Origin of the sequence: Streptomyces sp. NPDC001401, assembly GCF_042895385.1 — a bacterium.
Taxonomy (GTDB): domain Bacteria; phylum Actinomycetota; class Actinomycetes; order Streptomycetales; family Streptomycetaceae; genus Streptomyces.
The window spans coordinates 115,982-140,311 of sequence record NZ_JBIAWI010000013.1; the positions used below are offsets into that span (position 1 = coordinate 115,982).

The 24,330-nt window shown below is 70.0% G+C and carries 22 protein-coding genes; 9 read left to right on the top strand and 13 right to left on the bottom strand.

All coding sequences use genetic code 11. From position 1 onward, the window contains the following. Positions 1–232: 232 nt before the first annotated feature. The 7 genes from ACFY10_RS35635 to ACFY10_RS35665 all read right to left on the bottom strand — a co-directional run bounded on the left by ACFY10_RS35635 (position 233) and on the right by ACFY10_RS35665 (position 3,839). Positions 233–979, bottom strand: coding sequence for a hypothetical protein (locus ACFY10_RS35635; protein ID WP_390669376.1), 747 nt, complete (start codon positions 977–979; stop codon positions 233–235). A gap of 100 nt (positions 980–1,079) precedes the next feature. Beyond that, positions 1,080–1,223, bottom strand: a complete 144-nt coding sequence (locus tag ACFY10_RS35640) for a hypothetical protein (protein WP_390669377.1) — start codon at positions 1,221–1,223, stop codon at positions 1,080–1,082. 14 nt (positions 1,224–1,237) lie between these two features. Continuing rightward, positions 1,238–1,444 (bottom strand): hypothetical protein, encoded by a 207-nt coding sequence (locus ACFY10_RS35645; protein ID WP_390669378.1) that lies wholly within the window; start codon positions 1,442–1,444, stop codon positions 1,238–1,240. A 4-nt stretch (positions 1,445–1,448) separates the two neighbouring features. Continuing rightward, entirely contained in the window at positions 1,449–2,537 is a 1,089-nt protein-coding gene (locus ACFY10_RS35650) for a cytochrome b N-terminal domain-containing protein (RefSeq protein ID WP_390669379.1), read from the bottom strand. Next, positions 2,534–3,211, bottom strand: a complete 678-nt coding sequence (locus tag ACFY10_RS35655; protein WP_390669380.1) for a hypothetical protein — start codon at positions 3,209–3,211, stop codon at positions 2,534–2,536. Before ACFY10_RS35655 ends, ACFY10_RS35650 begins: the two co-directional genes overlap by 4 nt. Before the next feature lie 32 nt (positions 3,212–3,243). Beyond that, positions 3,244–3,510 carry a DUF2933 domain-containing protein gene (locus ACFY10_RS35660; RefSeq protein ID WP_390669381.1) on the bottom strand — a complete coding sequence of 89 codons (267 nt, stop codon included), beginning with the start codon at positions 3,508–3,510 and terminating at the stop codon, positions 3,244–3,246. A gap of 38 nt (positions 3,511–3,548) precedes the next feature. After that, on the bottom strand, positions 3,549–3,839 hold the full coding sequence (locus ACFY10_RS35665; RefSeq protein ID WP_390669382.1) for an SHOCT domain-containing protein: 291 nt from the start codon (positions 3,837–3,839) through the stop codon (positions 3,549–3,551). Positions 3,840–4,038: 199 nt separating this feature from the next. Between ACFY10_RS35665 and ACFY10_RS35670 the strand changes: the two genes are divergently transcribed. From ACFY10_RS35670 to ACFY10_RS35690, 5 genes are all read left to right on the top strand, one after another. Then, a complete protein-coding gene (locus ACFY10_RS35670) occupies positions 4,039–6,789 on the top strand; it encodes a heavy metal translocating P-type ATPase (RefSeq protein ID WP_390669383.1) in 2,751 nt (916 codons plus the stop codon). 347 nt (positions 6,790–7,136) lie between these two features. Then, positions 7,137–8,327 (top strand): NAD(P)/FAD-dependent oxidoreductase, encoded by a 1,191-nt coding sequence (locus ACFY10_RS35675; RefSeq protein WP_390669384.1) that lies wholly within the window; start codon positions 7,137–7,139, stop codon positions 8,325–8,327. 10 nt (positions 8,328–8,337) lie between these two features. Then, complete coding sequence (locus ACFY10_RS35680; RefSeq protein ID WP_390669385.1) at positions 8,338–9,276, top strand: sigma-70 family RNA polymerase sigma factor; 939 nt, start codon at positions 8,338–8,340, stop codon at positions 9,274–9,276. A gap of 468 nt (positions 9,277–9,744) precedes the next feature. Next, positions 9,745–9,864: a hypothetical protein gene (locus ACFY10_RS35685; protein WP_390669386.1), complete on the top strand. Its 120-nt coding sequence runs from the start codon at positions 9,745–9,747 to the stop codon at positions 9,862–9,864. Positions 9,865–10,134: 270 nt separating this feature from the next. Next, positions 10,135–10,977, top strand: a complete 843-nt coding sequence (locus ACFY10_RS35690) for a tetratricopeptide repeat protein (RefSeq protein WP_390669387.1) — start codon at positions 10,135–10,137, stop codon at positions 10,975–10,977. Positions 10,978–11,078: 101 nt separating this feature from the next. On the opposite strand, the gene ACFY10_RS35695 is transcribed toward ACFY10_RS35690, so the two are convergent. Next, complete coding sequence (locus tag ACFY10_RS35695) at positions 11,079–12,575, bottom strand: RICIN domain-containing protein (protein WP_390669388.1); 1,497 nt, start codon at positions 12,573–12,575, stop codon at positions 11,079–11,081. Between the two features lie 328 nt (positions 12,576–12,903). Here ACFY10_RS35695 and ACFY10_RS35700 point away from each other — a divergent pair, with 328 nt between their 5' ends. The 4 genes from ACFY10_RS35700 to ACFY10_RS35715 all read left to right on the top strand — a co-directional run bounded on the left by ACFY10_RS35700 (position 12,904) and on the right by ACFY10_RS35715 (position 19,626). Continuing rightward, entirely contained in the window at positions 12,904–14,838 is a 1,935-nt protein-coding gene (locus ACFY10_RS35700) for a glycoside hydrolase family 97 catalytic domain-containing protein (protein ID WP_390669389.1), read from the top strand. A gap of 164 nt (positions 14,839–15,002) precedes the next feature. Continuing rightward, complete coding sequence (locus ACFY10_RS35705) at positions 15,003–16,838, top strand: endo alpha-1,4 polygalactosaminidase (RefSeq protein WP_390669390.1); 1,836 nt, start codon at positions 15,003–15,005, stop codon at positions 16,836–16,838. 148 nt (positions 16,839–16,986) lie between these two features. Next, the gene (locus tag ACFY10_RS35710) at positions 16,987–18,249 is read left to right on the top strand and encodes an MFS transporter (RefSeq protein WP_390669391.1); all 1,263 of its coding nucleotides are present in this window, start codon (positions 16,987–16,989) and stop codon (positions 18,247–18,249) included. 48 nt (positions 18,250–18,297) lie between these two features. Beyond that, entirely contained in the window at positions 18,298–19,626 is a 1,329-nt protein-coding gene (locus ACFY10_RS35715; protein ID WP_390669392.1) for an MFS transporter, read from the top strand. 100 nt (positions 19,627–19,726) lie between these two features. Here the strand turns inward: ACFY10_RS35715 and ACFY10_RS35720 are convergent, their stop codons facing one another. From ACFY10_RS35720 to ACFY10_RS35740, 5 genes are read right to left on the bottom strand one after another with little or no spacing between them, the layout of a single operon-like run. Next, the gene (locus ACFY10_RS35720; protein ID WP_390669393.1) at positions 19,727–20,509 is read right to left on the bottom strand and encodes a class I SAM-dependent methyltransferase; all 783 of its coding nucleotides are present in this window, start codon (positions 20,507–20,509) and stop codon (positions 19,727–19,729) included. Further along, positions 20,506–21,453 (bottom strand): hypothetical protein, encoded by a 948-nt coding sequence (locus ACFY10_RS35725; RefSeq protein ID WP_390669394.1) that lies wholly within the window; start codon positions 21,451–21,453, stop codon positions 20,506–20,508. Before ACFY10_RS35725 ends, ACFY10_RS35720 begins: the two co-directional genes overlap by 4 nt. After that, the gene (locus ACFY10_RS35730) at positions 21,446–21,787 is read right to left on the bottom strand and encodes a hypothetical protein (protein ID WP_390669395.1); all 342 of its coding nucleotides are present in this window, start codon (positions 21,785–21,787) and stop codon (positions 21,446–21,448) included. The genes ACFY10_RS35725 and ACFY10_RS35730 overlap by 8 nt, the downstream gene beginning before the upstream one ends. 20 nt (positions 21,788–21,807) lie before the next feature. Next, on the bottom strand, positions 21,808–22,398 hold the full coding sequence (locus tag ACFY10_RS35735) for a DUF5825 family protein (RefSeq protein ID WP_390669396.1): 591 nt from the start codon (positions 22,396–22,398) through the stop codon (positions 21,808–21,810). Then, positions 22,380–24,308: a RiPP maturation radical SAM C-methyltransferase gene (locus ACFY10_RS35740; protein ID WP_390669398.1), complete on the bottom strand. Its 1,929-nt coding sequence runs from the start codon at positions 24,306–24,308 to the stop codon at positions 22,380–22,382. Before ACFY10_RS35740 ends, ACFY10_RS35735 begins: the two co-directional genes overlap by 19 nt. Positions 24,309–24,330 lie beyond the last annotated feature (22 nt).

The window sequence follows — 24,330 nt, forward strand, 5'->3', positions numbered from 1 at the left end:
CCCCGCCGACGCCCGCTGGACCGGCGCCGCCGACTCATCTGTTTTCCAGCCTCCCGCGGGCACGTGGCCGGAGCCGGGGGCCGTTCGGCCCGCACCCTCCGGCGACCGGTCCAGAGATTCGGCTCGGGGAAGGAGCGTGGATCGGGTTGCATACCCCGAGGGGCGGCAGACGCTTTCTCGCTGCGCCAGGCTTCCTGGCCCTCCCACACCGCGAGGCCGACGACGAGCAGGCTCACGGCCGGGTCGAGCAAGCACGGGCTGAACTGCGTGTTGCCCTCGCGTCTTCGTCGTCGTCAAGCGGCCTGGTCTCGCGCGGTACTTGACGACAGACGGGGCGAAGGGGCAGGCGGACGGTGGTGTGGAAGAGCAGGGCCACGGCCAGGACGAGCCCGGCGATCCAGCCGAGCGCGATCAGGAGAGCGGGGGTCTCGTCGAAACCGGGGGTGAGGGCCGCGTCGGTCAGGACGCGGCTGGCGCCGTGGCCGGGCAGGGCGTGGGCCCAGGTGGGCGGGGTGGTGTGGAGCATCGGGCTCTGTTCGATGCCGAGGTCGATGAAGGGCAGCAGGAAGGCGATCAGGACGCCGCCGACCCGGCCGAAGAGCGGGCCGAGCAGGACGCCGATGAGGGCGTAGGTGAGAGCGATCAGGGTGTTCGCCGCGATGTACCAGCTCCACTGACGGGCGTCGAACACGGTGGCCGTCACCGCCAGTCCGGCGGCGGTGGCCAGCAGCGCGCCGAGAGCGATGACGGTCAGGCGGGGCATGAGCAGAGGCAGTGGGCGGAAGCCCGCGAGGACCAGGCGCCGGTCGCCGGTGCGTGCGTCGAGCACGGTGAGCAGCCCGGCCAGGCAGGCCAGGGAGGCGATGGCGATGGGGGCCATGGTGCCGCCGTGGATGTCGGGCAGCCGGAACTCGCGCAGGACCGTGCGGCCGTTCTCGCGCACGCTCATTGTGGTGGGCTCGTCGGGGGTGGTGGCCACGGCGAGGAGGACGAAGACGACGGGGACGGCGATGAGCAGGGCCCAACAAGACGCGGTTGCGTGCCGCCTCCCGCAGGCCCGCCCGCACGCCGGCAGCCAACTACAGGTCGATGCCCCGGAGCACAGGGATCCGATGGCGCTGCGGCCAAGTACCGCGCCGGAAGCTCTTCTCGATGCCCGTGGCTGTCAGAACCGGCTGGAGTTGGAGCCGAGTTGCCGCGGTCACGGTCGGTACGGCGTTCATGGCTGCTCCTACGGCTACGACCGCGGCCGGGTCTGCGTTCGCAGAAGGTGGCGCAGGATCCGGAAGAGGAGGATGCCGCTGACGGCGAGCAGCAGCAGGCCGGCGGCGACCGTGATGTCGGCGGCCGTCGAGGCCGGAGCCGCGAGGGCCTGGGCGGTGCCGCCGACAGCGAGTACGGCGACTGCGGTCAGAGCCCACAGGCTCACTTGGGCGCGGGACATGGCGTCAACCTCCCATCAGGTGCTGGGCCGGAGTGGTGACGGCTTCCAGGATCGTCAGGACGATCAGGAAGGCGACGACGGCCGCGCCGAGGATCATCGCGACCGGGCGGCGGCGCCAGTGGCGTTCGGGGCCGCGGTCGACGAACGGCAGGAGGATCAGCAGGGCGAAGAGGACCCCGGCGCCCCACAGGATGCCGGGCAGGCCGATCCAGTTCTCCAGGGTGAACAGCCACCAGTACATCCACGGCGGCTTGGTGACCTCGATGCCCTCCACCGGGGTGGAACCGATGCCGGGCGGGAAGACGATCGCGAGGACGCTCAGGACGGAGAGCAGGACCAGACCCAGGGCCCCTATGCGGCGCAGGTGGTGGGTGAAGGGTTCGAAAGGTTCGCCGGATTCTGCGGGGTTGTCCGGGCGCGGCGAGATCTTGTGTCGTTTGACCAGCAAGGCGTGCAGCACCAGCAGGCCCAGGATCAGCATCGGGATCATTGACACGTGCGCCACGTACAGCCGTACCAGGAGCGGGACGTGGCCGGAGAAGTCCGAATTGAACCAGAAGCCCAGGCCGCCGAGCAGTTTGCCGATCTCCAGGTTGTGGCTCAGCGCCTCGTAACCTTCCTGGTCCCACTTCAGCACGGTGCCGGTGAACATGGCGCCGATCGTCAGGGCGAACATGCCAACGCCGATGAGGTAGTTGCCCTCGCGCGGGCGCTTGTAGGAGCCGGTCAGGTAGATCCGCAGCAGGTGCAGGATCGCGAGCACGTACATGGCCTCGGCGGCCCAGTAGTGCAGGCCGCGCAGGTACTTGCCGAGGTAGACGGCGCGTACGAGGTGACGTACGGACTCGTTCGCGAAGGCCGGATCCGGGTTGTAGAACTGGGCCATCACGATGCCGGTGGCGATCAGGATCAGCAGGCTGACGGCGGTCAGGCCGCCCAGGCTGTAGCCAACGGTGTTGGCGTGTGAGGGCACCGGGTACTGGATGGCCCTGATGCCCAGGCGTTCGTCGACGGCGTCCATGAAGCGCCGTGTCCTGCTTGCCGGTTCAGGGGGTTCGGGCGGTTCGGTCGGCGCCGGTTCCATGCGGGTCATGGCGTGCCTCCCCCATGGGTGTCGTGCGGGCGGACCCGGATCGCGAAGGCGACGCCCGCTGCTCCCGCGGCGACGGAGCCGGCCAGCAGACCCCAGTCGCCGGCGTGCAGCGCGCCGCGGCCGGGCAGCGGATCGGCGACGACGAGCGTGCCGGTCTCGGTGCCGGTGATGGGGAGCGGGCTGTCGATCGGGACCGGGTCGGCGGGGGTGGTGGCCAGGCGGGCGCCGATGGACCGCTCCAGCAGGATGCGGGTGGCGGTGAGGTCGCCGGACTTGAACGCCTGCTGCGCCTTGCGGACGTAGGCCACGTCGACGTGCGAGGTGTCCTTGGCCTCCAGCGAGTCGTTGATCTTGTCCTGGATGTCCATTGAGTCGTGCGGCTTGGTCACCAGAAAGGCGATGCCCTGCCGTACGAGGTCGAAGGCGCGATCGCTCTCCTCGCCGCCGTGCGCGGAGGCAGCCGACGCGGACAGCGTCAGCAGGCCGGCGGCGAGCAGTCCGGTCGCGGCGGTACGGGCGGCGGCTCTGAGGTTTCGCGAATGCTCGGCGCGTCGGCTCCGCAGGCGGGCCACTGGCGGGCAGCGGGATTCGCGCGGGGTGATCAGGCGGGCGGTGTCGTAGACGACACCGGCCAGAATGACCACCCCGAGCAGCGAGGCGATCATCGCGGACATGGCGTGCTCCCGGTCTGCGGCAGGCCGGCCGGTCAGGCCCGGCCGGTGCCGTAGGGCGGCTGGTGGTGCTTGGCGAGCGGGTCGTCCTGCGGTCGGGACCCGCGGGGGGTGTCGTGAGCGTCGTGCTTGCCGCTGTCACCGTGCATGCCTCGCATCATGAACATCATCATCAGCGGGCAGGCGAGGGCGATCGCCAGGAATGCGAGCGTGCCCACTGGCACGCCCAAGGCCAGGGCGCCGACGACGGCGATGGCCACCGCGACGGCGTACAGGCCGTAGTTGCGTTGGTTGGTGTTCATCACGGGCCTCCTCGCAGGTGTGCCCGTCAGTTGCTTGGTCAGTTCTTGCTGAGCCGTGGCGCACGGTCGCTGCCGTCTAGAACGGTCAGACGGCGGTGGTATTCGTCCTCGTCGATCTCGCCGCGGGCGAAGCGTTCGGCGAGCAGCTGCTCGGGTATGGGCGCGGATTGGGGAGGCGGAGCGCCGACCGGCGTGTCCAGTCCGCCCGGCCGGGCCAGGGCACGGAAGAGCAGAGCACCGAACGTGATGATCAACGCCCAGAAAAGGATCATGCCAGCCGACATCACGAACCAGCCCCAACCGCTGACATCGCGGTCGTACCAGAACATCACGGTCACTCACCTTCTCGCGGCCGGGCCGTCGCGGGCCTGGTGCCTGCGGCTTTCCTGATGCCTCACGCTCACCATCGCTCCGGGGCGTGCGGCCGTCATGGGCCGGTGGGGCCAAGGTGCCCGGGCCGATAGGCCCCTTACCCCATGGGGGTATCTGGGGGAGTCTGAGAGGGAACCGGACGGAGAGAGGTCTGTCATGGATACCGCCGACATCGTCGTGGTGGCCCTGGCCGTGGTGCTGGTCGCTGTACTGGGCTGGTTCTTCTTCGGTCCACGCCGCGCCCGCAGCGCCCGTCTGGAGGGCGGTGTGCAGCGGGTGGAGGTGACCGTGCGGGGCGGCTACAGCCCCGATGTGATCCGGGCGCGGCAGGGCGTGCCCGTCGAGTTCGTCTTCGACCGGCAGGAGTCCGGAGAGTGCACCAACCGGGTCGTCTTCCCGGAGCTGCGCGTCAGCGCGGGCCTGCCCGCCTATCAGCGCACGACCGTGCGGCTGCGCCCGGAGCAGACGGGATCGTACGGCTTCGCCTGCGGGATGAACATGATCCACGGCACCCTCGTGGTCGACCCCGACGACGGCTCCGGGGGCGTGCCACCCGGCGCGACGGCCACCGCCACGGACACCGCGCCGGAACACCGTGCGCCTGCCCCGCAGGACCATGCGTCCGCCGCCGACGCCGAAGCCGCGGAAGTCGCCGAACGCCGCGCGGAGATCGCCGACCTGAGCCGCCGGGTCGTGGTCGGAGCAGTGCTCACGGTGCCCGTGCTGTTCGCCGTCATGGCCCAGGAGCTGTTCGGTGCGGACTGGGTGCCCGGCTGGATGCTCAACCACTGGCTGCAGCTGGCGCTGATCACCCCGGTGATGTTCTACACGGGTTGGCCGATCCACCGCATCGGCTGGCTCACCCTGCGCCACCGCGGCGCCGACATGAACTCCCTGATCACGCTGGGCACGTCCGCGGCCTACGGCTACAGCCTGCTGGTCACGCTCGCCCCGTCGCTGCTGCCCGAGGACGTCCGTGAGGTGTACTTCGAAGCCGTCGGCGTCATCCTCACCCTGATCCTGCTCGGGCGACTGCTCGAAGCCCGCGCCAAGGCCGGCACCGGCGAGGCCATCCGAGCCCTGCTGGGGCTGCGGGCCCGTACTGCCCGGGTCGTACGGGACGGGGTGGAGACCGAGATCCCGGTCGACGAGGTCGTGGTGGACGACGAGATCGTCATCCGGCCCGGCGAGAAGATCCCCGTCGACGCCGAGGTCCTCTCCGGATCCTCCGCGGTCGACGAGTCGATGGTCACCGGCGAACCCATGCCCGTCACCAAGCGTGCCGGGGACACCGTCATCGGGGCCACCGTCAACACCACCGGCTCCCTGCGGGTGCGGGCGGCCAAGGTCGGCGCCGACACCATGCTCGCCCAGATCATCCGGCTCGTGCAGCAGGCCCAGGCGTCCAAGGCGCCGATCCAGCGGCTCGCCGACGCGATCTCCGCGTACTTCGTACCCGCCGTCATCGCGGTCGCCATCGCGACCTTCGCCCTCTGGTACACGGTCGGCCCGTCCCCGGCCCTGACGCTGGCTCTGGTCTCCGCCGTGGCCGTGCTGATCATCGCCTGCCCGTGCGCACTGGGTCTGGCCACACCGCTGTCGGTCATGGTCGGCACCGGCAAGGGCGCCCGGGCAGGCATCCTCATCCGCTCCGCCGAGGCCCTGGAGACCGCGCACAAGCTGGACACCGTCGTCCTCGACAAGACCGGCACCGTCACCGCAGGCAAACCGGTCCTCACCGACATCCGGCCGACAGACGACTTCACCGAGGACGAACTACTGGCACTCGTGGCCGCCGCCGAGGCCGACAGCGAACACCCCCTCGCCACCGCCATCAACGAAGGCGTCCGGGCACGTGGTCTGTCCGTTCCTTCCGCGTCGGCCTTCGACTCCGTCACCGGCAAGGGCGTACAGGCCACCGTGGACGGCAGGGTGGTGCTGGTCGGCACCGCGCGGTTGCTCGCGGACGTCGGCATCGACACGGCTGGACTGGTCGCAAGGGCCGATGAGCTTTCCACCCAGGGCAAGACACCGATCCTGGCCGCGGTCGACGGACGCCCGGCCGGTGTGCTGGCGGTCGCCGACACCGTCAAGGACGACTCCGCCCAGGCCATCACCGTGCTGCACCACCTCGGCATCGAGACGGTGATTCTCACGGGCGACAACCCGCGCACCGCCGCCGCCATCGCTGAACAGGTCGGCGTACGGCGGGTGTTGGCCGAGGTCCTGCCCGAGCACAAGGCCGACGAGATCCGCCGCCTCCAGGGCGAGGGCCGCACCGTCGGGATGGTCGGCGACGGCATCAACGACGCCCCCGCCCTCGCCCAGGCAGACGTGGGCCTGGCCATCGGCACCGGCACGGACGTGGCCATCGAGGCCGCGGACATCACCCTGATCTCCGGCTCACTGTCCGGCGTCGTCACCGCGATCCGGCTGTCGCGCGCAACCATGCGCAACATCAAGCAGAACCTGTTCTTCGCACTTGTCTACAACGCCGTCGGCATTCCCCTCGCCGCCGGCGCCCTCTACCCGCTGTGGGGCATCCGCCTCAGCCCGATCATCGCCGCCGCGGCGATGGCCCTGTCCTCCTTGTCCGTGGTCACGAACGCCTCCCGACTCCGCCGGTGGCAACCCATACGACTGCCGGACACCGTGCCGCCGGAGACCGCGCGACCGATGGTGGAGACGGCCACGAGCACGGAACCGGAGGCGCCCACGGACGCGGCGACCGATCCGGTCTGCGGCATGCAGATCAACCCCGCCCACGCACCAGAACACCGGGAGACCCCCGATGGCACCCGCTACTTCTGCTCCGACCACTGCGCGGCCGCATACGATGCCGATCCCGACCACTACGTCTCATCGGCGGGGCACGGCTACACCCACCGTCAGCACGAAGAACGCTGATCCGACCCAGCAGCCCTAGCCCATAAGAAGGCAGCCTGAACCCTCCCCGTTCGGAGCGCCTACGCGTTGCCCTCTGATGCCACGCTCTTGCGAGCTCGTCCACTCAGACCTCACTCAGTACTCCACGTGATCTGTCCAGCGGGGTCCGTTGTAACGCCGTATCGATAGTTGGCGAGCTCGATCCGTGGTGGTCATCGCCTCGTTTCGACTGCCCAAGACAGGCTCAAGCGTCTGCCTGAGGCTCAGCCGCTCGTCTTGGTTCGGTGACCCGTGTCACATCCGGCTCCTGTCAGTAATCGGGGCGCCGTCTCGTTCAAGGGGCACGCGAACGAGACAGGAGCAACGCCATGAAGCACCGCATCGTCGTACTCGGCGCCGGCTATGCCGGGGCCTTCGCGGCCGGAAACCTGGCCCGCCGGCTCTCGCCCGCCGACACCGAGATCACCGTCGTCAACGCCGTGCTCGACTTCGTTGAGCGGATGCGGCTCCACCAGCTCGCGATCGGCCAGGACCTCGCGTTCCGGGGGCTCGCCGACGTATTCGCGGGCACCGGGGTGCGGCTGCGCCTGGCGCGCGTCACCGGCCTCGACCCCGAGCGCAGGACCGTCGCCGTGACCGGCGAGGACGGCGACGGCGTGCTCGCGTACGACACGCTTCTCTACGCACTCGGCAGCTCCGTAGCCCACCATGGCGTTCCCGGCGTGGCCGAGTACGCCTTCGATGTGACCGGCCGGTCCTCGGCGCTGCGTCTGCGCGAGCGCCTGGCCGGGCTGCGCGAGGGCGGCACCGTGCTGGTCGTCGGTGAGGGGCTGACCGGCATCGAGACCGCCACCGAGTTCGCCGAGTCCCGGCCCGACCTCTCGGTCGTGCTCGCCGCCCGCGACGAGCTGGGCGCCTGGCTCTCCCCGAAGGCCCGCCGTCACCTGCGCCAGGCCTTCGACCGGCTCGGCATCACCATCCACGAGCACACCGGCATCGAAGCCGTCGAGCCGACACGGGCGATCGCCGCCGACGGTACGTCCATCCCGGCCGACGTGACCGTGTGGTCGGCCGGGTTCGCCGTGCACCCCATCGCGGCCGCCAGCGGCCTGGAGGTCGCCGAGACCAGCCAGATCGTCGTCGACCGCACCATGCGCTCGGTCTCGCACCCGGACGTCTATGCCGCCGGTGACTGCGCCTACGCGATCGGCGAGAACGGCCGGCCGCTGCCGATGTCCTGCGCCTCGGCCGGCTACACCAACATGCAGGCGACCGCCGCGATCATCGCGCGCCTGACGGGCTGCGAGGTCCCGACCACCGGGCTGAAGTACCACGGCAACCACATCAGCCTCGGGCGGCGTGACGCGATCTTCCAGATGGTGGACGGGGACGTCCGGTCGAAGTCCTGGTACCTGGGCGGCCGGACCGCCGCGTGGCTCAAGTCGGGCGTGCTCAAGGGGGCCGGGTGGAGCATCGTCCACCCGACCTTCGGCATGCCGAAGCGCAAGCGCCGCCTGGCCACCGCACCTGACCGGGCCGGTATAAGGGCCGCCGCATAGGCTGCTCCGCATGGACAGCGCAGCCATCGATCGGTTCGAGGCCAGCCGGGGCCGGCTGGCCTCGCTCGCGTACCGTCTGCTCGGCTCGGCGGCCGACGCCGAGGACGCCGTGCAGGACGCGTTCCTGCGGTGGCAGGCCGCGGACCGGGAACGTATCGAGGTGCCGGAGGCCTGGCTGACCAAGATCGTCACCAATCTCTGCCTCGACCGCCTCCGCTCGGCGCAGGCGCGCCATGAGCGCGCTGTCGGAGACTGGCTGCCCGAGCCACTCCTCGAGGGCGACCCGATGCTCGGCCCTGCCGACACCTTCGAGCAGCGCGAATCGGTGTCCTTGGCCGTGCTGACCCTCATGGAGCGCCTGTCGCCGGTCGAGCGGGCCGCTTACGTCCTGCGCGAGGCCTTTTCGTACCCCCACGCCGAGATCGCCGGGATCCTCGACATCACCGAGTCCGCGAGCCAACAGCATGTCCACCGGGCCCGACGCCGGGTCGCCGCCGAGCGCCGCGGCGGCGACGCGGTGGACCCCGCGTCCGCGCGCCGGATCGTCGAGGAGTTCCTCGCCGCCGCCACGTCGGGGCGCACCGAACGGCTGGTGGCGCTGCTCACCGACGACGTGACCGCGGTCTCGGACGGCGCCGGACTGGCCAGGCGGCTGCTCCGGTACAAGACGCGCGAGCGGGTCGCCTCCTACGTGCGGGCCGGCTTCAAGCCCACGCCGGCGAAGCGGCGGCTGGCCGGCGGCTCCCCCGCGTTCCACATCGCGCTGGTCAACGGCTCCCCAGCCGTCCTCGCCGTGGTCGACGACCGGGTCGTGGGCGCCGTGGCGTTCGAAGTCAGCGACGGCAAGGTCGCGTCCCTGCGCGGCATCGCCGCCGCAGACCGGCTCGCGCGCCTCAACGAGGCCTGGCGGCAGCACGAACCCGACGCGCCGGTCATCAGCGCATGGTGACCAGAGCCACCGGAATCCAGTGACCTGAGTCGGAGCGAGGACGGCACCCCTTCGGCCCCCGCGCCGCACAGCAGCGCGGGGGCCGAAGCACGTCGGTCTCCCGAATCAGACTCCGCCATGCAGTTCGGATCCCCGATGGCCAACCATCGGTCGACACAGTGCCCAACTACGAACCGTCACGGAGGGCTGACCAGGGAGGATCCGAGCGCCCTGGCCATCTGTCGCTCGAAGTCACATTCGTCAGCGGACCGACGTCGACAGTGGCTGCGGCGGCCCGGAGGGCTGCTTCCCGGGCGGTGTGGCGGCGGGACGGAATGACATGGGTCTGCAGGCTGCAGGCTGGTCCAAGAGAAGAGTCTGTCGTGCGAGCCGGCAGTGCGACCTGCACCTTCAGCCGCTTCCTCACCGGTCACTCCAACTCGGCCCGGTGATGCCGCACATCTCTACGCCGACGAGTGGATCGTCTCCATGACCGACATCAAGTCGCTTGCCCACACGATCCACGCCCAAGTACAGGACGGAGAGCTGGTCTCTGCACGGCGACTCCTGCCCCGTGAACGCCCCTACCCCGTGAACCATGGGGCCTGACTCACCTACACCGATGAGTCAGGCCCGCTTCGGCGGCAGGTGTCCTCTGGACTCTCATGGGCAACTTCCCCCTCCTGTGGCTTACTTGGCGCATGGCACCGACTGGGTCCGGCAAGCGGCTGTCCGTCGCTGGAACGTCCCCGCCGTCAGGGTCGGCCGCATCCGCTGCGGGGAGTCGTCCGCTTCGGCCCCGGGTGGACGGCGCAGTTCGTGCGCTTCGATCCCACCAGGCAGCGGGGCCTCACGCCCAGCAGCCGGTGGCGCGCCACGGTGCGACACCAGATCGAACCGCTGCTGGCGGACGTGGAGAGCCAACTGCCAGGAGAGGCGGTGATCCCCAAGGAGGACTACCGCTCGCGCGTGCTGACGGGCCTTGCCTGCTGCGCCTTCTACCCGTTCATCGCGTATCGGATGGCGCATTCGTCGCACATGCTCTCCGGTCAGAAGGCAATGTGGATCGCCGTGGCGGTGGTCCAACTCCTGGGCGGTCTCTACTCCATGACTCTCAGCGCGGACACCCAGCGTTACTTCAAAGTGACGGTGCGAGTTCCTGATCGCGGGACAACTCCCTGGCGGGGGGAGACCGGTGATCCGGCCGACGACGCGGACACGCTCGCTCGACTCGTGGAGGAGCGGACTCGTGTGCTGGGACCGGACCATCCCGAGACGCTGGCCGCCCGCAGCCTCCTTGCCACGTTCCGGGGGCGGGCGGGAGATCCCGTCGGTGCCGCGGACGCCTTCGCCGAGCTCCTCTTCGAGATGCTCCGTGCGCTGGGCCACGAACACCCCTACACCGTTGTCACCCTCGGTGACCTCGCCCGGTGGCGGGGGGCGGCGGGGGATCCGGCCGGTGCCGCGAACTCACTCACCCAACTCCTGCCCAGGCTGGTACGGGTGCTGGGACCGGACCACCCCGATACCCTCGCCCTCCGCAACAACCTCGCCATGTTCCGGGGCGAGGCAGGGGATCCGGCCGGCGCCGCGGACGCCTACGCCGAACTCCTGCCCGACATGCTGCGAGTACTCGGCCCGGACCACCCACACACCGTCCTCACCCGTAGCGGCCTCGCCCTGTGGCAGGGCAGAGCCGGCGGCCAGGGGCCGACCGCATGAGCAAGCGCCGAAAGGGCGTGGCTCTCCCGGCGGAATGGTCCCCTGTGGCGATATCCGAGAGGGCCGCCGCGGGATGCGGCAGCCCTCTCGGTGACGATCCGTCAGGACAGCGTCCACTGCTGACTGGTGGCACCGGTGCCGGTCAGCTGGACGATGCCGGCGCCCGCGGTGGTGGAGGAGGAGTCCACCCCGATATTCAGGCCGCTGTTGACGTTGACGAGCATGAACTTGGTGCCGGTCAGGCTGCCGACGAGGTCGGCGGCGAACTGCTGGTTGGCGCCGCCGTTGCAGGTCCACTGCTGTAGCTGGACGTTCTCCGCGGTCGACTTGTTCGGGACGTCCAGGCACAGGCCGCTCTTGACGCTGACGAGCGTGTAGACGTTGTCCGCCACCCGGTTCAGCGTCCACTTCTGGTTGTCGCCGCCGTTGGACTGCCACTGGATGACCTTGGCGCCGGTGGTGGTCGAGCCGCCCGAGACGTCCATCAGCATCGAGCTGCCCGCGTTGGTGAGGGTGTGCACGGCGTTGGTGGGCACGCCTGAGTTGGGAGTCCAGGTGCCGGCGGAGGTGTCGAGCGACCAGCTGGGGTACTGGCCGACGTTGACCACGGTGCCGCGGATGGTCATCGGCAGCCAGATCAGCTGGGAGTTGCCGAGGTCGCTGGTGTTCCACCGGTCGCCGGCGTAGATGTAGGTGGTGCCGGAACTGCCCTGCACGGTGATGATGTTCGCCGTCTGGCTGTTGTACGTGTGGGTGCCCGGCGCCGCGAAGTTCCGCATCGGCGCCCATGTCCCGCTCAGCGACGTGGCGGTGGTGTAGACGTTGTCGTTGGTGCTCCAGCCGGTCAGGTGGGAGGCGAGCAGGTAGTAGGTGCCGTTGCTCTTCACCAGGGCGGGCGCCTCGTAGCTGGCCGAGCCGCTGCTGCCCAGCAGGGCCACGCTGCTGTCCACGGAGAGGTAGTCGGCGGAGAGCTTGTAGATGTGCAGGCCGTTGTTGCGGTCCTCGCTCAGCAGGTAGCCGGTGCCGTCGGTGTCCTGGAAGAGGTTCATGTCACGGCTGAGGTTGCCCATCGGGCGGAAGCTGCCCCGGTAGCTGTAGGGCCCGCAGGGGGTGCTGCTGGTGGCCACCCCGACCCGCGCGTCGCCGTAGTTGGTGCTGTCGATGTGCATGTACATCACGTACGTGCTGGTCGACGCGTTGTAGATGACCTTCGGTCGCTCCACGATCCGGCTCGGACCCAGGTCGCCGCTGGCCTGCTTGGCCAGGGCCACGCCTTGGTAGGTCCAGTTGGACAGGTCGGTGGAGGTGTAGCAGGGGATGTCCTGGAAGGACGTGTCGGACGAGGTCTCGCCGGTCTTGTCCTCGCCGAAGCCGTACCAGGTGTTGCCGACTTTGATGATGCCCAGGCCGTGCAGCTGGAGTGTGTTGCCGTTCTGGTCGGTCCTGGTGGCGCCCAGGGTGAAGGAGACGGAGGCGGCACTGGCGGGCGCGGCGGGCAGCAGCAGTGCCGCGAGGCTTCCGAGCAGGGTGAGGAACGCGGCGGCGGCTGCCCGCAACCGGCCGCGCGAGGGTCTGTGGTGGGGTGCTCGATTCGGCATGCTCTGCCTCTCCTTCGAGGTCCTGACATGGCGGTCGTCCGCATGACGTGGGTGTCTGACGGCTTGCTGGAGTGGGGAATTGAAGCTGCGAAGCGTGACAAACGCGGCGAACGTGCGGAAGCGGCTGCGATGTTCAGTGGGAAATGAGAGCTTCCTGGTCGTCGCGGTGTCAAGAGAAACGATCGATTTTGTTTGTTCATGACGGAAGACCCGGTAAGGGTGTTGTCCGAACTGTTGACCCGTCCTCCGCAGTGCCGTAGAACTGCCCGATATCGGTGGGGAATCGTTGGTTGCTGTTCGGTTGTGTTGAGTCGAGAGGTGCACTGCCATGCAGGTTCCGGCACACCCGGTGACCCGGCGCGGACTGCTCAAGGGCGCGGTGGTCGCCGCCGGCGCCGCAGCTGCGGGGATCGGTACGACGGGCACGGCAGCCGCGGCGGACACCTCGGTCACCGCGACGGCCCCCGACGGCAGTACCACGATCTCGATGTCGCTGACCGGTGGCGCCCTGACCTGGTCGGCCAGGCGCAGGGGCGCGACCGTCGTCGAAACCTCGGCCCTCGGCCTGCAATTGGGCGACGGGACGATGCTCGGCCGCAGCGGCACGGTCGTCACCAACTACCAGCACTGGACCACCGACAACACCTGGACCCCCGTCTACGGCCGCAACGCGACCGTCCGCGACCGGTACCAGGAGATGCGCTGGAACCTCCAGGACACCGCCACCCTCATCAACTTCAGCGTCCAGATCCGCGCCTACCCCACCGGTGTCGCCTTCCGGTACGTGCTGCTCGACAAGGGCACCGCCACCATCGCCGACGAGCTGACGACGTTCGTCCTCCCTGACGGCACACTCGTCTACAGCGCCCGGGACGAGGACACGTACAACCCGGTCGCCCCGGGCTCGATCCCGTCCACCGGGACCGCCGGCACCGACACCGGCCCGCTGACCGACCTTCCGCTGACCGCCACGTACGCGAGCGGCGGTCTGATCGCCTGCGTCTGCGAGTCGTCCCGGGTCAACTACCCGCGGCTGATGCTGAGTTCGGTGTCAGGGCAGCCCAACACGCTGGCCGCCCACCTGATGGAGCACACCGCCCGGGGGAGCGGGACGGTCCAGACGGCCTCCGCGGTGACCACCCCGTTCGCCACGCCCTGGCGCGCTGTGGTGACCGGCTCCACCCACGCCGAACTGGTCGACAACGCCGAACTGGTGCTCAACCTCGCCCCTCCCAACGCGCTGGCCGACACCTCGTGGATCAAGCCCGGCAAGGTTTTCCGCTGCAACCTGACCACCGCCGCCGGCACGGCGGGTGTCGACTTCGCCGCCGCCCGCGGGCTGCAGTACATCGAGTACGACGCCGGCTGGTACGGACCGGAGGGCAGCACGACCGACGCCACCAAGCCGATCGACGCCATCGACCTGCCGTCGGTGATCTCCTACGCCACGGGCAAGGGCATCGGGGTCATCCTCTACGTCAACCGCATCGCGCTCACCAGCCCCGACAGCCTCTTCGCCCTCTACCGCAGCTGGGGCGTCGCGGGAGTGAAACTGGGCTTCATCAACGACGGCACCCAGGCCATGACCAACCAGATCACAGGCTGGGCGAAGACCGCCGCCGCGCACAGCCTGCTGATCGACATGCACGACGACGTACGCCCGTTCGGCTACGAGCGGACCTACCCCAACTGGGTCAGCCTGGAGGGGGTGCGGGGCAACGAGCACTTCCCCACCGCCTCGCACAACGTCACTCTGCCGTTCGCCCGGAACATCGGCGGGCCGATGGACTACACGATCTGCTACGGGCAGTCGCGCGACCAGACCACCAACGTCCACCAGATGGCGATGGCCGCGGTCTACTACCAGCCGCTGAACTTCCTGTACTGGTACGACTCCCCGTCCAAGTACGCGGGCACCGCCAACTGGCCCGGCCTGCCATGGTTCGACGCCATCTCCACCACCTGGGACGAGAGCCGAACCCTCGACGGGGCGATCGGCCACTACGTCGCGGTCGCGCGCCGCAAGGGCACCACCTGGTACCTGGGTGCGATGACCGACGAGTCGGCCCGGACGCTGTCGCTCCCGCTGTCCTTCCTCGGCAGCGGCGACTGGACGGCGACGGTCTACGCCGACGGCACGCCCGGCACCTCCGCCTACCAGACCCCCGTCGTGAAGAGCACCCGGACCGTCACCTCGGCCACCGTGCTCAGCGTGGCCATGGCCCCCGCCGGCGGTCAGGCGGTGGTGCTGAAGCCGAACTGACGCCGGTCGTGTTGGACGTTCAGGAAGTCGTGCCGGAGGTGCTTGACCTCGGAAGTCGCGCGTCCCTCGCGTCGAGGTTGCACACCAGTCACAGCAGCCTCAGTAATAATCTGAGGCACCTGAACAGTTTTTCGAAGCACGGCACATGGGAAAGGTGACCCGCGATGTCGCTGAGCCTTGGCGATCCGGAGTCCATAGGCGGCTATGCGCTCGTCGACCGGCTCGGTAGTGGCGGCATGGGGATCGTCTACCTGGGGCGCTCGGACTCGGGTCGGCAGGTCGCGGTCAAGGTCGTGCATGCGCCGTACGCGCAGGACGAGGAGTTCCGGGCGCGCTTCCGGCAGGAGGTCGCGGCGGCCCGCCGGGTGAGCGGGGCGTTCACGGCCCCGGTGGTGGACGCCGATCCGGACGCCGAACAGCCATGGATGGCGACGCTCTACGTCCCGGGCCGCACGCTGTCGGACACCGTGGCCAAGGGCGGTCCGTTGCGCGGACGTGAGTTGCGTATCCTCGCGCTGGGCCTGGTCGAGGCGCTGACGGACATCCACCGGGTGGGCATGGTGCACCGGGACCTGAAGCCGAGCAACGTCCTGATGGCCGAGGACGGCCCCCGCGTCATCGACTTCGGCATCTCGCACGCCGTCGACAACGAGGCCCTCACCGTGACCGGCCGGCTGATCGGCACCCCGCCGTTCATGTCTCCGGAGCAGTTCGCCGCGCCGCGCGAGGTGACCGGGGCTTCGGACATCTTCTCGCTGGGGTCGGTGTTGGTGTACGCGGCCAGCGGCAACCGTCCCTTCGACGGAAGCAGCCCGTACTTGACGGGCTATCAGGTCATGTACGAGGAACCGGACCTGGACGGAGTCGCCGAACCGCTGCGGAGCATCGCCGAACGCTGCCTGGACAAGGACCCGGCCGCCCGGCCCGGACTCGCCGAACTGCGCCGTATGCTCCGGGAGTTGCCGGATTCCGCCGCGTCGGACGTGCCGACCGTACCCGTCACATCGGTCGTGCCGGGAGTGTCCGGCTCTGCGGAAACCCGCCGCCAGGATTTCCGTACCCGCCCCGTCGTACCAGGTCCGGCCGCCGACGGGGGCCGGACGGAGACGGTCGGAACCCGGGCCGGCCATGGACGCCGGCGGCGGCGCGTCCTCCTCGGCCTCGCCGCGGCCCTGGCGGTCACCGGGGTGAGCATCGCTGCGGTGAGAGCCGGATTGCACCGGGACGACGCCTCCCCGTCGCCGACTGTATCCGTCTCGCCCTCGCCCACCACCTCCGCGCCCGCCGCGACGGTGACGCCGCCGCCGAAGCACGTGCAGTGGGACTACCAGGTCGGCGGCGCGTACGCCCCGGCGGCCGGTGTGCGGGTGGTCAGCCGCGACCACGACAGCGAGCCCGCCCCGGGCGTCTACAGCATCTGCAACATCAACGCCTTCCAGGCGCAGGAGGGCGCGGAGCGTGACTGGGGCTCCGACCTGCTGCTGCGCGACGCCAAGGGGAGTGTCGTCTACGACAAGGAGTGGGGCGAGGCGATCCTGGACATCCGCACGGCCGCCAAGCGGCAGCGCATCGCCGCCAGGCTGAACACCTGGATCGACGAGTGCGCGACCAAGGGGTACAAAGCCGTCGAGCCCGACAACTACGATGTCTTCACCCGCTTCCCCAAATACCTCAAGGCCGACCAGGCCGAGGCGTTGATGAAGTTGCTGTCGGCGCACGCCCACGACAAGGGCCTGGCCATCGCCCAGAAGAACACCGCCGAGCTCGTGTCCGACCGCGCGTCCGTGGGCCTGGATTTCGCCTTGGTGGAGGAGTGCGCCGAGTACAACGAGTGCGGAGAGTACGCCGAGGCGTTCGGCAACAACGTGCTCGTGATCGAGTACACGGCGAAGGGCATGGCGCAAGCCTGCTCCGGCTGGGGCAGCACACTGAGCATCGTCCGCCGTGACCAGTCGGTCGTGCCCAAGGGCGCGAGCGGCTATGTCCACCGGACCTGCTGACGAGTTCGTGGAAACCCTGCGGGGCGCCGCCGGTCTGTGAACCGCGCGTCGGTTTTAGGGAATTGTGGTTCGTGTTTTGCCTGTGCTTGCGTTGCCCGCTCCGCCGGCCGGACCTAGCCTCACCGGCGGAGCCGCGGGAAGGGCAGGCATGCTGAAGACCGTCCGGGAACAGGCATCGGGTCTCACGAAAGATCAGCGCAATGCTTTTGTCGCCGCCTACCTGGGCTGGGCGATGGACGCCTTCGACTACTTCCTGGTGGTCCTCGTCTACAGCGAGATAGCCGACGACTTCCATGTCTCCCTCACCGACATGGCCTTCCTCACCACCGCCACCCTGGTGATGCGTCCGGTGGGTGCCCTGCTCTTCGGCATGTGGGCGGACCGCCGCGGCCGCCGTCTTCCGCTCATGGTCGACGTGGTCTTCTACTCGATCGTCGGATTCGCCTGCGCCTTCGCGCCGAACTACGCCGTGCTGCTGGTGCTGCGCCTGCTGTACGGCATCGGCATGGGCGGGGAGTGGGGCCTGGGCGCGGCGCTCGCCATGGAGAAGATCCCGGCCGAGCGGCGCGGTTTCTGGTCGGGCCTGCTGCAGAGCGGCTACTCGTTGGGCTATCTGCTCGCCGCTGTGGCCTTCTTCGGCATCGAACCCGCCTTCGGCTGGCGCGGGTTGTTCGCCTTCAGCCTGGTGCCCGCCCTGGTAGCCCTGTGGGTGCGCACCCGGGTGGAGGAGAGCGAGGTGTGGGAGAAGAGCGTGGCGCTCAACCGCACCCCCGCCTACCAGGTGTTCAAGAACCCGGCGGTGCTCAAGCGCTTCGTCTACCTGGTCGCGCTGATGACCGCCTTCAACTGGATGTCGCACGGCACCCAGGACGTCTATCCGACCTTCGTCAAGAAGGGCCTGGGCCTGTCCCCGGACACCGCGATCTCCATCGCCGTGGTCTACAACATCGGCGCCATCATCGGAGGGATGCTGCTCGGCGCCTACTCCGAGAAGCTGGGCCGCCGCCGCACCATCATGGTCGCGGCGGCCGGGGGCCTGGCCGTGGTGCCCTTCTTCGTACTGTCCACCGCCGTGGGCTGGTTGATGCTCTCCTCCTTCCTGATGCAGGTGTGCGTACAGGGAGCCTGGGGTGTCATCCCCGCGCATCTGACCGAGATGAGCCCGGATGCGATCCGGGGCTTCTACCCGGGCGTCACCTACCAGCTGGGGAACCTGATCGCCGCCCTCAACCTGCCGATCCAGGAGGCCATCGCCGAGCGGCACGGCTATCCGGCGGCGATGACGTGGACCGTGGTGCCCGCCCTGGCCGTGGTGATCGCGCTGAGCGCGGTCGGCAAGGAGGCCAAGGGCATCCGGTTCGGCAGCACCGGCACGCACGTCGCGAGCACGGCAACAGCCGATACCGCCTAGCGGAACACCGATCGCCACGCGGCGACCCGCGACGCTAGCCTCCACGACGTGGCCCACGACGAGGAGCGGCCCGATCACGGGGAGTCCCCAACAGCTGCGCCCTTGTGGCGCAACCGGGACTACACCCTGTGGTGGAGCGGCACGGCTCTGTCCAATCTCGGCACAAGTGTCTCCACGCTTGCCTTCCCGCTGCTGATCCTCGCCACCGCCGGTTCTGCCGCGGCGGCCGGGACCGTGGGGACGTGCGCCGGCGCCGGGCTGCTGGTGGGCCTGCTGCCGGCCGGCGTCCTCGCCGACCGCCACTCGCGCAGAGCCATCCTGATCGGGGCCTCCCTCGTCCAACTCGCCACCATGGCAGCGGTCTTCTGGCTGGTGGCGGCCGGGCACCCCTGGCTGCCGGCGATCGCGGCCCTCGCCCTGCTGCAGGGACTCGCCTCGGCCGCCTTCCGGGGAGCGGCGGCCCCCGTGGTCCGGCGGGTCGTCCCGGCCGCCCAGCTCAAGGCCGCCTACGCGGGCGCCGAAGCACGCGACTACGGCGCCCAGTTGGCCGGCGCCCCCCTGGGCGGGCTGCTGTTCTCGCTGGCCCGCTGGGCGCCGTTCCTGGCCGACGCCCTCTCCTTCGCCGCCGTGACGATCGCCTCCGCCCTGCTGCGCACCGCGCTGGGCCCCGATCCCGGCCCTGCTCGACCGGGGGCGCGCTCCTCGGCCCTGCGCGACCTGGGCGCCGGGCTGGCGCACATCCGGGACCGGGCCTTCCTCCGCTATGCCCTGCTGTGGCTGGCCCTGATGAATCTGTTCCTGGGCGGCGTCGGTTTCCTGTTCGTCGTCGCGCTGCGGCAGCACGGCGCGTCGTCGACCCGTATCGGCGCCGCCGAGGCGCTCGCCACGGCCTGTGCCCTGGGCGGCGCGCTGGCCGCCGGCCGGGTGGTCCGGCGTGTCCCGGGCCGGCGGCTCGTGCTCGGTGTCTCGTGGATGATGCCGATCGGAGTCGCGGCGCTCGTGCCGCTGGCGGGACGCCCGTGGCTTGCGGGGCTCTGCCTGGGGGCGAGCACCGTGCTCGTCACACCGTTGAACGTGGTGCTCACCAGCCACGTCATGGCGACGACCGAGGACGCGCTGACCGCACGCGTCGCCTCCGCGATGGGCCTGGCCGCGATGGGTCTGGGCTGGCTCGCCCCGCTGGTCTGCGGGGCACTGGCCGACGCGTTCGGCGTCGACGTCCCGCTGCTGGCCGTCGTCGTGGGCCTGGTGTTGATGGCGGGCGCCAACCATGTCCTGCCTGCCGTACGGGAGTTGAGCGCGGAACCCGGCGAGGGCGAGGACGGCGGCGGAACGCCCCTGACCGCCGACCCGCCGCACGACGCGGTGCCGGACTGAGGGCCTGTGAACAAGGCCCCGCCGTCCGCCTCAAAGGCGGGCGCTACGGCGGCATGGGCCCTGCGCGAGCTCGGTTCGGGCGTGCGTGCCGGGCAGCCGGTCACTCCCCGCTGGATGCCCCCAGCGCGACGCAGCGGTACGTGACGGGCACGCGGCCGTCGTGTTCGGTGTCGAGACAGCGGGTCATCTCGTGCCACAGCCGTCGGCGGGATGCCTTCGGCAGGGCCAGATGGCGGCTCTCGGTGGCCAGCAGTCGGCACCACTGCCGGGAGGTCAGCGTGGCCTGCCAGGGCACCACGGCCCTGCGTACGTGTGGGAAGCCGTGTGCGTGCAGCTCTCGGACGTACTCGTCGAGGTCGGACTCCGCGAGGGTCTGCCGGCCGCCCTCGCCGGTCGGCAGACCCTGCGGCAGGACGGTGGTGTACACGAGGGTGAGATCGGCCGTGACGGCCGGAGGCAGGGCGCTGAAGTTCCAGGCGAGCAGGATCCGCCCGCCCGGACGCAGACAGTACGCGGCCCGGTCCACCCGCTCGCCCGGCCGCAGCCAGTGCCACGCCTGGCCGCACGCCACCACGTCGAAGCGCCGCTCCGCCGGGTCCCACTCCTCGAAGGCGGCCACGTCGACGGCCAGCCCCTTCGCCGCGGCCACGGCCGCCATGCGCGGATCGGGCTCCAGGCCGGTGACCTGATGGCCGAGCCTGTCGAGCGCGGTGGCGAGCTTCCCGGTGCCGCAGCCGACGTCGAGCGCCTCTCCCCGCAGGCCCTCTGCGCTCTCCCCGAGGGCTTGGGCCAGTGCTTCGAGGGGATAGCCGGGCCGCAGCCGGTCGTAGGCGCGGGCGCGGGTTCCGAAGGAGGTGGGGGCCCACTGTGTGGAGTGCGTCATGTCAGTGCCTCGATCAGGGTCACGAACGTGTGCGGGGGCAGGAACAGCGCGTACGTGCCCACCGCGGCCAGGCCGAAGGGCACCAGGCGCTTGGGCAGGATCGTGGTGAACGCGGTGTGCATGAGCACCCCCGCCACGACGCCGGCCGGCCAGGTGGCGGGAAAGACCAGCAGGAGGGGCAGCGCCGCCTCCACGCCGATGGCCGCCAGGGAGGGAAGCCGCCAGCGGCGGGCCACGACGGCGGGGTCCGCGGTGGCGAGGCGGCGGGTGAACCAGCCGGGGAAGTAGTAGTCGCGCGGCGCGCCGGGTGTCTCGGCCCGTACCGCGGCCAGCTGCTCGAACGTCTTCTGCAGGGCGTCCCCGCTGGTGAACTGGCGGGAGGCCGCCTTGAGCCAGGCGCTGCTCCAGTACACCTGGAACATCAGCACCACCACGGCCGCCTGCGGCCAGGACGGCACGGTTCCGTGCAGCGTCGCAGGCGGCCGGAAGAACGCCCCCGGGGAGGACGCGTCCAGCAGCGACTGGAGGCTCAGATAGGCATCCGTTCCGGTTGCCACCACGAACGGCAGGCACAGCATCCCCAGGAACAGGGTGTTGAACTTGCGGTCGAAGGTGAACTCGAACATGCACCACGTGGCCACCACCCCCGCCGCCAGGGGGACGAGAATCCCCGCCAGCAGGCACAGCACCGCCAGCGCCCGGGCGGCGTAGAAGACCTTGAACGCCGCCGGGCTCAGCAGCAGTTTCACGGCCATCTCGTCGTGCTCGTAGCGCCAGCGCAGCAGGGACTTGGGGTGCAGGTCGAAGAAGCGCGCCATGCCGAACAGATGGTCGGCGGTGATCTTCCACAGCAGGGCGGTGCCGAGGACCACGCGGAAGGCGCACAGGGCGGGGCCGGCCGCGGTGCCGTGCACCGGCAGCGCGGCCGCCAGCAGGTCACGCACGGAGCACCCGGCCGCCGCGGACCGCGATTCTGACGGAGGTGAACGGCAGCAGTGCAACCCCCTCGCCCACCACGCGCCGTCCGTGCTCCTCCTCCAGGTAGCGCACCAGGTCGTCGAGGCCCTCGACGCTGTTGAGGAAGCCGTGGCGCGGCTCGTACGTCCACGGGCAGACGGGCTGCCCGTCGGCCGCGTCGTACAGACGGACCCGATAGGCGTTGGTGTGCGAGAACATCGCCCAGGAGCCGAACGAGCCCGGCGGCGTGCCGAAGCCCCGCCACACCAGCCAGACCAGGGCCCCGGCGCCGAGCATCACGGCCGCGACCGTGTCGACCATGTCTCCTCCAGCCGTGGGGATCACAGGAGCATGGACGGTGCCGGCCAGCGGTCGATCAACGACGGTGCCCACCAGTCGAGTTCGCCGAACCTGAGCACCAGGTGTTCGGCGCGCAGCGCACCGAGCACCTCCGGATCCACCTCGTCCGGCCGCTGCTCCTCCAGGAGCGCCACCGCCCGTATGTACGCGGGCTCGGTCAGGTCGAACCGCTGGAGCACCCCCTCGCGGCGGTCGCGGATCTGCACGAAGCCCGGACCGCGCCGCCACACGCAGCGGCCGACGTAGAAACGCTCCCGCCAGTGCGCCAGCCGCTCCGCCGGGCCGCTGCCGTCCAGGAAGACGGGCGGCTGAAGGTGCGTCAGGTGCCGTGCCGTGAGCGCGGGGTCCGTGCGCCGTCCCGCGCGCAGCTGCCAGCGCACCAGCAGCCCGCGAGCGGTGGCGACGCGTACGAAGTCCAGTGCGCGCAGGTCACGCGGGGCGGGGGAGCGCAGCTGGACCGGCTCGTCGAGGGTGACGCAGCGCACCCCGCGCTCGTAGAGGTCGCGGACTTGGGCGCCGACGGGCGAGCCGGCCGGGGCGGGGGCCGGCGGGGTCAGGAGATCGTCAGGCATGTGGGCTCCTCGGCTTGGTCCAGTGCCACCTGGAATCCGTACTCCTGCGACGAGGCGCGCCGGATGCGGCACAGCAACTGGTTCTCGTCCGCGGTCGCGAGCTGGACGGCCCGGTCGGCGTCGACGAAGACCAGCCCCTGCCGCCGCCAGTCGGCGAGCAGTTCCCCGACGCGCTCCTCGTCCCAGCCGACGTCCGCCCGGGAGGCCCGGCGGGCCAACTCCCGTACGGACCGCGGATCTTGCAGCGCCCGGAAGATCTCCACCTCGGCCGGGTCGGACAAGGTCAGGGACCGCCACGCGAACCCGGGCCGGGAGTTGGTCAGGCGGATGCGGTCACCGGAGTCGGTGAAGGTCAGCCGGGAGCGGGGGTAGTTGTCCGTCCACTCGTCCAGGGCCGTCTCCAGGCGCTCGGCGAGCTTGTCGTCGATGCCCTGGTTGGCGGTGGTGAACAGGTAGGCCAGGTCGGCCAGTTCGGACTCCGGCAGGTCGTAGGTGAGGGGGTAGTGCACCTGTGGATGCCGTTCGGGAAAGCCCAGTTCGGGACGGTTGAAGTAGGGGCTGAACCGCTCCAGCGCGATGCGGTTGGCCCCGGTGGGGTGATGCAGATGGTGCAGGGCAGGCAGCTGTTCGATCACCGGGAGGTAGTCCTCCGGGCTCTCGCCCGGGAACCCGTACAGATAATTCCAGGCCACGGAGAGGCCGTTGCTCTCCGCGTCGCGCAGGAAGCGGACGTTGAGGGTGCCGGTCACCCCCTTGTCCATGATCTTCAGGACCCGGGAGTTGAGGCTTTCGATGCCCGGCTGGACGCTGACCACGCCCGCCTCGCGCAGCCGCACGATCTGCGGCAGGTTCATGTTCGACTTGATCTCGTACTGGATGCGCAGGTCGTACGGGGCCTCGGCCAGCTTCGCCAGCACGGAGTCGAGGTAGGACATCTCCAGGATGTTGTCGACGGCGTAGAAGTCGAGGACGTGGTGGCGTTCGGCGAGGGTGAGGATCTCGGTCAGGTACGTCTGCGGGCTCTTGCTGCGGAAGGCCATGGCCGAGCCGTTCAGCCCGCAGAACGTGCAGTGGTGTTTCTCGCCCCACCAGCAGCCTCGGGCGCCCTCGACCACCAGCACCGGCTCGTACCACGACTGCACGCGCGAACGCCCCAGCCGCTCGAAGTAGGCGTCGAAGTCCGGCATGGGTATCTCGGCCGGCGCGAGCAGCTGCGCGGACTGCGGCGTGCTCACGCTCGCGCCGTTGCGGCGCAGGCACAGCCCCGGAATGCGCGGGATCTCCTGCGGCCGGCCGTCCCGCAGGGCTTCGAGCAGCCGGGGGAAGGACCGTTCGGCCTCGCCGCGTACGACGTAGTCGACGCAGGGGAAGTTGCGGTGCAGCGCCTCGCCCTGCGGGCCGTCGCAGTTGGCCCCGCCCATCACGGTGACCGTGTCCGGGGCGAGTTCCTTGATGCGGCGCAGCAGGGCGAGGGAGGCGACGTTCTGCTGGAACGTCGAGGTCGCCCCCACGACGTCCGGGGCCTCGGCGACGATCCGGCGGGCCAGTGCGTCGACGAACCCCGTGACCGTGCGGTGCAGCCGCAGGCAGACATCCATCCGGGTCTTGTCGACCCGTTTCTCCATCGTCCGCATGAACTCCGCCACGCGCCAGGAGGGGTCGTCGTAGAGGGCCGAGGAGAACACCCAGTCCCCGCAGCCCAGGAAATAACTCTGCAGGGAGAAGTAGTCGTAGTCCGAGGCGCCGTAACCGCCCTGCTGGTCCATCCAGTCGGCGAAGTCGATATTGGCGTACCGCGTATTCGTCTCGACATCCGGGAGGGCGTCACGGATTCGCCGTGAAAGGATTCCGAGAGCGAGGGACGGGGTGGCCAGTGTGGCCCATGGCATGGTGACCAGGGTGACCTTCATGCGTCCAGTCCATTTCTACTTT

What these genes read in the sequence shown, in the direction of transcription:
- ACFY10_RS35640 (WP_390669377.1), bottom strand. Translation starts at nt 1,223, where the DNA reads ATGAACGCCGTACCGACCGTGACCGCGGCAACTCGGCTCCAACTCCAG.
- ACFY10_RS35645 (WP_390669378.1), bottom strand. Translation starts at nt 1,444, where the DNA reads ATGTCCCGCGCCCAAGTGAGCCTGTGGGCTCTGACCGCAGTCGCCGTA.
- ACFY10_RS35650 (WP_390669379.1), bottom strand. Translation starts at nt 2,537, where the DNA reads ATGACCCGCATGGAACCGGCGCCGACCGAACCGCCCGAACCCCCTGAA.
- ACFY10_RS35655 (WP_390669380.1), bottom strand. Translation starts at nt 3,211, where the DNA reads ATGTCCGCGATGATCGCCTCGCTGCTCGGGGTGGTCATTCTGGCCGGT.
- ACFY10_RS35660 (WP_390669381.1), bottom strand. Translation starts at nt 3,510, where the DNA reads ATGAACACCAACCAACGCAACTACGGCCTGTACGCCGTCGCGGTGGCC.
- ACFY10_RS35665 (WP_390669382.1), bottom strand. Translation starts at nt 3,839, where the DNA reads ATGTTCTGGTACGACCGCGATGTCAGCGGTTGGGGCTGGTTCGTGATG.
- ACFY10_RS35670 (WP_390669383.1), top strand. Translation starts at nt 4,039, where the DNA reads ATGGATACCGCCGACATCGTCGTGGTGGCCCTGGCCGTGGTGCTGGTC.
- ACFY10_RS35675 (WP_390669384.1), top strand. Translation starts at nt 7,137, where the DNA reads ATGAAGCACCGCATCGTCGTACTCGGCGCCGGCTATGCCGGGGCCTTC.
- ACFY10_RS35680 (WP_390669385.1), top strand. Translation starts at nt 8,338, where the DNA reads ATGGACAGCGCAGCCATCGATCGGTTCGAGGCCAGCCGGGGCCGGCTG.
- ACFY10_RS35685 (WP_390669386.1), top strand. Translation starts at nt 9,745, where the DNA reads ATGACCGACATCAAGTCGCTTGCCCACACGATCCACGCCCAAGTACAG.
- ACFY10_RS35695 (WP_390669388.1), bottom strand. Translation starts at nt 12,575, where the DNA reads ATGCCGAATCGAGCACCCCACCACAGACCCTCGCGCGGCCGGTTGCGG.
- ACFY10_RS35700 (WP_390669389.1), top strand. Translation starts at nt 12,904, where the DNA reads ATGCAGGTTCCGGCACACCCGGTGACCCGGCGCGGACTGCTCAAGGGC.
- ACFY10_RS35705 (WP_390669390.1), top strand. Translation starts at nt 15,003, where the DNA reads ATGTCGCTGAGCCTTGGCGATCCGGAGTCCATAGGCGGCTATGCGCTC.
- ACFY10_RS35710 (WP_390669391.1), top strand. Translation starts at nt 16,987, where the DNA reads ATGCTGAAGACCGTCCGGGAACAGGCATCGGGTCTCACGAAAGATCAG.
- ACFY10_RS35720 (WP_390669393.1), bottom strand. Translation starts at nt 20,509, where the DNA reads ATGACGCACTCCACACAGTGGGCCCCCACCTCCTTCGGAACCCGCGCC.
- ACFY10_RS35730 (WP_390669395.1), bottom strand. Translation starts at nt 21,787, where the DNA reads ATGGTCGACACGGTCGCGGCCGTGATGCTCGGCGCCGGGGCCCTGGTC.
- ACFY10_RS35735 (WP_390669396.1), bottom strand. Translation starts at nt 22,398, where the DNA reads ATGCCTGACGATCTCCTGACCCCGCCGGCCCCCGCCCCGGCCGGCTCG.
- ACFY10_RS35740 (WP_390669398.1), bottom strand. Translation starts at nt 24,308, where the DNA reads ATGAAGGTCACCCTGGTCACCATGCCATGGGCCACACTGGCCACCCCG.